The organism is Paenibacillus sp. P13VS, assembly GCF_015143645.1.
Classification (GTDB): domain Bacteria; phylum Bacillota; class Bacilli; order Paenibacillales; family Paenibacillaceae; genus Paenibacillus; species Paenibacillus xylanilyticus_A.
This window is the reverse complement of the sequence record NZ_WYEV01000027.1, coordinates 1-3,210: the sequence shown is the minus strand read 5'-3', so window position 1 is coordinate 3,210 and position 3,210 is coordinate 1. Positions and strand designations below refer to the sequence as shown.

Here is a 3,210-nt window from a genome sequence, read left to right as displayed (position 1 = left end):
GTGTCAATTCCTTAATGCTCCTTTCATGGATCAGCACAAACCGCTGACCCCTTCCAGTCCGCTTACCATTGACACTTACCGCTAATTTTTCCTTTTCCAACAATCGCTTTGCAAATTACTCCAAACATATGTGTTTCCTATTCGAATGAATATAAGAGTAAAGTACATAATAAATATGAAATATACCTTCAACCTTCAACTGTTACCCCTAAAAAGAACCCTATCCAACATTAGGGTTCTTTTTTCATACCAAGCCAAAAATAAAAAAGGCTTATCCAGTTATATACACATTTTTGTCCCCTGCATACACTACTTATGTACAACTGCCTACTTGATAAATTGCCATACAACAGAGTGATTGAAAGGGGATTTTATGAATTATTCATTTAATAAATCTGATAAATTAATCCCTTTTAAAAAGAACTACGGGTGTTCAAAAACAGCCTGTAGGGACCCTTGTAGTTCAATACCAATAAAAAAGTCAAAATCCTATATAGTGGATTTTGACTTTTTTATTGGTATCCCCCTTGTTTTTGGGTGTGAGTGCTGGCTGGGGGTTTGGGGGCTAGCCCCCAGGAACTTAACGTAATTTTATATGGCATTAGTGAAATTCTTGAACGATAGATCAAGGCGGTTCGGCAGGTACAATTGCTAGTCCAAGTCGTGCAACTTAAATCCTCGTTTTTGGTATGTTCGGCTTGGCGACATGCTCACACCTGCCGAATTTCACTATGCAATAGCAAAAGAGTGGAGATTTTTTGAGTGGTTTTCTCAAAAAATACTACTCGACTATTGCATTGTGGAAAGCCCTCTAAAAAAAATGAAAAAAGAATATATTTAAGGCGATATTTATCGCCTTAAATATATAGAAAAGAGTAAGCAGGGGGTAAAAAGTAGATTTTAAGCTGATATATAGCTATTGAAGGGCATTTTCTTTGGTCTAATTTTTTATACTTTTTGGTCTAATTTTTTATACCTTTTGGTCTAATTTTTTTTGACCTTTTGGTCTAATTATGATAAAATGGAAATATAAAAATATAGGAGAAAGGTGATAATATGCCAAAACAAAAAACTGAAAACGAAATAATATATAACGGTAAAAGTCGATGGAGAAACCTAGATACAGGTGAAATAATAGAAACTGATGAAGTCATAAAGAAAACTCCTAGAAATGGTTTTATGATCACATATTTAACTGCAATCGTTCAATTAATAGATAGTTTAGGTAATAAAAAAATGCAAGTTGTAAAATACATATTAGAAAACATGGACAAATCAACAAATACGTTAATTATAACTACAAGAGAATTGACCGAAAAAAGCAAGGTATCTAGACAAACTGTAATAGACACATTAAAAACACTGGAGCAAGCCCAAATAATTACTAGAAGAACTGGAGCAATAATGATACATCCAAGCCTTGTTCATCGTGGTAAAGATACAAAAGAGAAATACTTACTTGCTAGATTCGAAGATTTTAATAATAATAAGGCTCCAATTAATGCAGTTGAATAAACCGCCCAAGAATTGATTCTAAGGCGGTTTTACCTTTCCATATCATATCCTCGTTGTTTAGTCATTTCGTTTTTATGTTCACGCTCAAAGTAATCCTCTACTTCCCTTCCAACTAGTTCATTCTTAACAAGCCCTCTAAACGTTTTAAATTGCTCTTTAAAGACTTTTTTCGTTTGTTGATATAAAACCTTTACGTTTATCTTCAAATCGTTTATATGAGCTTGTAACGAGCCTATTTTTGTATGTAATTCTTTATTTCTCTCTCTCAACTCCGCATTAATCTGATGAGATGCTTTTAAATTGTTAGACAAGCCCTCTACTTGCAGGTGTAATTTTTTATTTTCTTCCACCAAATCTGTACTTTGCAAACGTTCATAATCCCTTTTGACCATATAGGCAGCGTTCACCATTTTTTGTACTCTTTTCAATTCGTTCGTTCCAATAATCCAATTCCCAGTGTTTTTGGTTATCGTTTCTGTTTTAAATAATCCTTTTTTCACAACCTCTGTTTTTTTCTCTTTCCCTTTTGCATTGATTTTGATTTCTTGTGGTAATTGTTCACTGAGATCTAAAAGCTTTTTCTTTTTACTTTCAAATTCTTTATCTAAAGATTGGATTTTTCTCTCCAAGTCTTTTTCTTTTATCTTTATTTCCGCATCCATCGCCTTTTTTTGTTTCTCTATTTCTAGAGAATGCTTTTTTAAATCCTTAACGGTATCAACACCAATCGTTTTATCATTTAAAATTCCATCTTTGTAGATGTGTGGTATTTCCTTTTTCAAAAATGTATCTAAATCTTGGTGGAATGTCTTTAAATCTTTTCTTGTTAAAACCTCTTTGGCTGAAACTTTTTCCCGTTGTTTTTTCTCGTCCCAAACAACAGGCATAAAAGCAAAATGCATATGAGGTGTTGTTTCGTCCTTATGTACGTTAGCGGACAATACATTTTTTTCACCGCCATAACGATTCGCTAAAAACTCATAGGTTTTTTCAAAAAATTCACGTTGTTCTTTTTCTGAAGTCCCCTTCAAGTTTTCTGGTAACGTAACAACCCAATCACTACAAACTTTTACATCTTTCCGATTCAAACAATGTACTTCACGTAATCGATCATTCATGCGGGAAAGTGTATCTCCTTCTTTTTCGCATAAATCATAATTTAAATTTGACCGCTCATTATCAATCTCTTGATTCGAATGATTTTCTGTTTTTCTGTCCCAATGAATCGATAATCCTTGTACGCTGCCTTTTGTATATTTTTCTACATGAGCCACAAGTAAGCCCCCCTTTTGGTAATCAGCATAGCACGAAGATTGAGAGAATCCAATAATTTGGTCTAGCACGTTATACCAAATTTCATTTGGACGTGCTCTGCGAGGCTCGTTGGCTTCGCCAAACCATGCCTTGCATGGCAAAAAAACCTCGGACTTTGTCCGAACCTACAAGGGGAACTCTTCCCCTTGACCCCATCAATCGAACTCCCCAACCCCTCAATCCTTGAGGGACTCCCTCGCCGGTTGGCAGGCCAAAACGTTTGACGTTTTGACAGGCCAAGAGGGTGAAGAATCAATTGCACGTGTCAATTCCTTAATGCTCCTTTCATGGATCAGCACAAACCGCTGACCCCTTCCAGTCCGCTTACCATTGACACTTACCGCTAATTTTTCCTTTTCCAACAATCGCTTTGCAAATTAC

General features: G+C 35.2%; 2 protein-coding genes. One reads left to right on the top strand and one right to left on the bottom strand.

Annotation, left to right across the window (positions count from 1 at the left end; genetic code table 11):
• The first annotated feature begins 1,056 nt into the window (after positions 1 to 1,056).
• Entirely contained in the window at positions 1,057 to 1,515 is a 459-nt protein-coding gene (locus GUA98_RS29220; protein WP_001125937.1) for a replication/maintenance protein RepL, read from the top strand.
• A 29-nt stretch (positions 1,516 to 1,544) separates the two neighbouring features.
• Here the strand turns inward: GUA98_RS29220 and mobV are convergent, their stop codons facing one another.
• On the bottom strand, positions 1,545 to 2,789 hold the full coding sequence (mobV, locus tag GUA98_RS29215) for a MobV family relaxase (RefSeq protein WP_000951564.1): 1,245 nt from the start codon (positions 2,787 to 2,789) through the stop codon (positions 1,545 to 1,547).
• Positions 2,790 to 3,210 lie beyond the last annotated feature (421 nt).

Coding starts and splice junctions, on each gene's coding strand:
- GUA98_RS29220 (WP_001125937.1), top strand. CDS start 1,057: ATGCCAAAACAAAAAACTGAAAACGAAATAATATATAACGGTAAAAGT.